Genomic DNA, 3,703 nt, shown 5'->3' on the forward strand with positions numbered 1-3,703 from the left:
CGCCGAGCAGCATCGCGAGGCCGGCGGCCCCGAGCAGCTCGACGTTGCCGGCACCGGTGGTGGCCAGCTGGGCGGACGGCGCCGGCTTGGCGGCGGGCGCCACGGCCGCGGACGCGGAGGTGGCCGGAGCCACGCCGGTGCGCGCGACGCTCGTCACCTCCTCGGAGGAGGTCTGCGGCGGGGTCGGGCAGGTCTCCACGCAGCCCTCGGCCGGCGGCGTCGGGGTGACCTTCTCGACCTTCTCCACATTGGCGCAGTCGTTGCCGAAGGCCGGGTTGCCGACGCCGGCCACGTTCACCGAGTTGCCGCAGGCGTTGACCGGAACGTCCACCGGCGCCTGGACGCTGTTGCCCGAGAGCACGCCCGCCGAGTTGGCGGCGACACCGGAGGCGCCGGCCCCCGGGACGTCGACACCCGTGCCATCGGCACCCGGAACCTTGGTGGCCGGACCCGCGGCGTCCGGGACGGCACTCGCCGGGAGGGTACTGGCCGGCAGAGTGCTGGCCGGAGCCGTGGCACCCTGGCTCCCACTGGCACTGGAGCTGTCGGTACGGCCGGCGCCGGTGGTGCCGGACTGGCCGCCATGGGCGGGCTTGGACGCCTGATGGCCGCCGCCGCTGACGTTGGCACAGCGGTTGCCGAAGGACGGGTTCAGCAAGCCGATCACATCGATCGTGTTGCCGCAGGCATTGATCGGCACCTCGATCGGCACCTGGACCGAGTTGCCCGAGACGACACCGGGTGAACCGGTGGCCACCCCCTGCGCGTCGGCGCCCCCCGCGTAGGCGTAGCCGGCGGTCGAGGCCAGCACACTGCCGGTGGCCACGGCCGTGAGGATCCCCTTCTTGGCTACTTTCCTCATGTTTTCCCCTGACATTTCGAGACGACGTGTCGACCTTGGCATGAACCTTGCAAAAAAGTCGGAATTTCCGTATATCCGTAAATCACGCAAGGGCTTCGGCTGCACACGGGTTAACGAGAGGCCAACGGGGAGGTTGAGCAACGAAACCCCGCTTCACTCGATCGAGTGATCGTGTCGGATCCCGTGTATCCGGTATCCCGGCGCGGACGCGAACGCCCCCGGCGCGGCGCGTCCGCCGCCCGGGGGCTCGCGTGAGTCGGCTCAACAGGCCCCGACGGCCCGGAGGTCGACTCAGAAGTTGGCGCAGTGGTTGGCGAACGCCGGGTTCAGCACGCCCACGACGCTCACGGTGTTGCCGCAGAAGTTGACCGGGATGTGCACCGGAACCTGGATCTGGTTGCCCGAGACGACACCCGGGGAACCGGCGGCCACACCCTCGGCGGCGGCGCCGCCCTGAGCGGACGCGACACCGGCGGCGGCGAGCACCAGGCCACCGGTGGCGGCGGCGACAGCGGCGATCTTCTTGACCTTCATCATTCCTCCTGTATGGACAACGCAACCCGTTCGGCGGGCTGCACAGGGATGAACGACGCTGCGGCAAACGGGGTACGGAGTGGATCTCCCATTCACCCGCAACGGTGAGATCTCGCACACATGATCGGCCTGGAATTCCGAGCAGAATCGCTTCTGTCGATCTCTTTCTTCCTGTCCCACAATCATCAGCTCGGACAATGCGGTCGGCCCGCCCCCGGAGCCCCGGGAGCGGGCCGACCCAGTCACCTGATCAGCGCGGGCACCGCCGCGCGGAACGGCTCAGCAGGCGTCGATGAAGCGGTCCAGCACCCGGGCGCCGAACTTCAGCCCGTCCACCGGCACCCGCTCGTCCACGCCGTGGAACATCCCGGCGAAGTCCAGCTCCGGCGGCAGCTGGAGCGGCGCGAAGCCGAAGCAGCGGATGCCCAGGTCCTGGAAGGACTTGGCGTCCGTCCCGCCCGACAGGCAGTACGGCACCGCGCGGGCGATCGGGTCCTCGGCCCGCAGCGCGGTCTGCATCGCCTCGACCAGGGCCCCGTCGAAGCCGGTCTCGATCGCCTTGTCCGAGTGCAGGCTCTCGCGCTTCACGCGCGGGCCGAGCACACTGTCCAGCTCGGCCAGGAACTCCTCCTCGTAGCCGGGCAGGAAGCGGCCGTCCACGTGCGCGGTGGCCTGACCGGGGATCACGTTGACCTTGTAGCCGGCGCCGAGCATGGTCGGCTGGGCGGTGTTCCGCAGCGTGGTGCCGATCATCTTGGCGATGCCGCCGAGCACGCGCAGCGTCTCGTCCATGTTCTCCGGGTCCAGCTCGACCCCGAGCGCGTCCGACAGCTCGTCCAGGAAGGCCCGGACGGTCTTGGTGATCCGCAGCGGGAACTGGTGCCGGCCGAGCCGGGCGACCGCCTCGCACAGCTCGGTGATCGCGTTGTCGTCGTTCTCCATCGAGCCGTGGCCGGCCCGGCCCTCGACCGTCAGGCGCATCCAGTGCATGCCCTTCTCGGCCGTCTCCACCAGGTAGAGGCGGACCTGGTCGTTGACCGTGAAGGAGAAGCCGCCGACCTCGCCGATCGCCTCGGTCACGCCCTCGAACAGCCCCGGGTGCTTGTCCACCAGGAAGCGCGCCCCGTAGGTGCCGCCGGCCTCCTCGTCGGCGAGGAAGGCCAGCACGATGTCGCGCGGGGGCTTGCGCCCGGTGCGCAGCCGGTCGCGGATGACCGCCAGGGTCATCGCGTCCATGTCCTTCATGTCCACCGCGCCACGCCCCCAGACGCAGCCGTCCGCGATCTCACCGCCGAACGGGTCGTGGGTCCAGTCCGCCGCGTTGGCCGGCACCACGTCGGTGTGGCCGTGGATCAGCAGGCCCGGACGGGAACGGTCCTCGCCCTCGATCCGGACCACGGTCGAGGCCCGCCCCTTGGCCGACTCGAAGATCTTCGGCTCCAGCCCGAACTCGGCGAGCTGCTCGGCCACGTACTCGGCCGCCTTCCGCTCCCCCGGGCCGGATCCGTCCCCGTAGTTGCTGGTGTCGATCCGGATCAGATCGCGACAGATCTCGGCGACCTCCGACTCAGCCGTCACCTTCGGCGCCGCCGACTCGCTCCGCTCGCTCACGGTCACTCCTCGCGTCTTGGGCCCGCACCGACGCACCAGCGCGCCACCCCCAGGACCTGCACCCGGGCCGTACGAGCACGTCCGCCCATCCTCCCCCAGCCCCCGATCCCGATCCAGCCCCCGCACGTTCCCGAAACCCGCTGGTCACGCCCCCGCCACACGCCGCCCCTTGCCCCCGCCACCCGTCGGACCCGCCCGCCGGGAGCCCGCCGGAAACCGTTTTGGGACCCCAAGCCGATCTTTGCTACAGTTACATCTGTCAGCGCGACGGACGAGAGATCGGAAGCCGCGAGGACGACACCTAGTCCGGGTGGCGGAATGGCAGACGCGCTAGCTTGAGGTGCTAGTGCCCTTTATCGGGCGTGGGGGTTCAAGTCCCCCCTCGGACACCGAAAGAAAGGCCCCAGTTGATCTGGGGCCTTTCTGCTTTTCCGGTGCGGATCGCCCCTGTGGCGCGGGTCACCGCTGTGGTGCGACCGCCACGGGCGGATGCCCGGCCGGTGGGAACCGGCCGGGCATCCGGGTGGGCCTGGCCCGACGGGACGGTGCGGGTCACGCCCGAGGTGGCAGGGCTCGGTCAGCCCTCGTTGGCAGCGGCCGGAGCGGCGGCCTCGGCCGGAACCGCAGCCTCGGCCGGGGCGGCAGCGGGGGCGGCAGCCTCGACCGGAGCGGCGGCAGGAGCCGCAGCCGGGGCGG

Annotated in this window: 3 protein-coding genes and 1 tRNA gene; 1 reads left to right on the forward strand and 3 read right to left on the reverse strand. The window is 70.8% G+C overall.

Features of this window, described 5'->3' with window-relative positions; genetic code table 11:
- The 3 genes from AE652_RS49350 to AE652_RS37455 form a co-directional block, all read right to left on the reverse strand.
- Window positions 1–826, reverse strand: an 826-nt coding sequence (locus tag AE652_RS49350; protein WP_049659729.1) for a chaplin, incomplete at its 3' end; no start/stop codon positions are given.
- 327 nt (window positions 827–1,153) lie between these two features.
- Complete coding sequence (locus AE652_RS37450) at window positions 1,154–1,396, reverse strand: chaplin (protein WP_049659730.1); 243 nt, start codon at window positions 1,394–1,396, stop codon at window positions 1,154–1,156.
- A gap of 279 nt (window positions 1,397–1,675) precedes the next feature.
- Complete coding sequence (locus tag AE652_RS37455; protein ID WP_049659731.1) at window positions 1,676–3,007, reverse strand: M20/M25/M40 family metallo-hydrolase; 1,332 nt, start codon at window positions 3,005–3,007, stop codon at window positions 1,676–1,678.
- Window positions 3,008–3,311: 304 nt separating this feature from the next.
- Between AE652_RS37455 and AE652_RS37460 the strand changes: the two genes are divergently transcribed.
- A tRNA-Leu gene (locus tag AE652_RS37460) sits at window positions 3,312–3,396 on the forward strand.
- Window positions 3,397–3,703 lie beyond the last annotated feature (307 nt).

The sequence above is a fragment of the Kitasatospora sp. MY 5-36 genome, assembly GCF_001182915.1.
Classification (GTDB): Bacteria; Actinomycetota; Actinomycetes; order Streptomycetales; family Streptomycetaceae; genus Kitasatospora.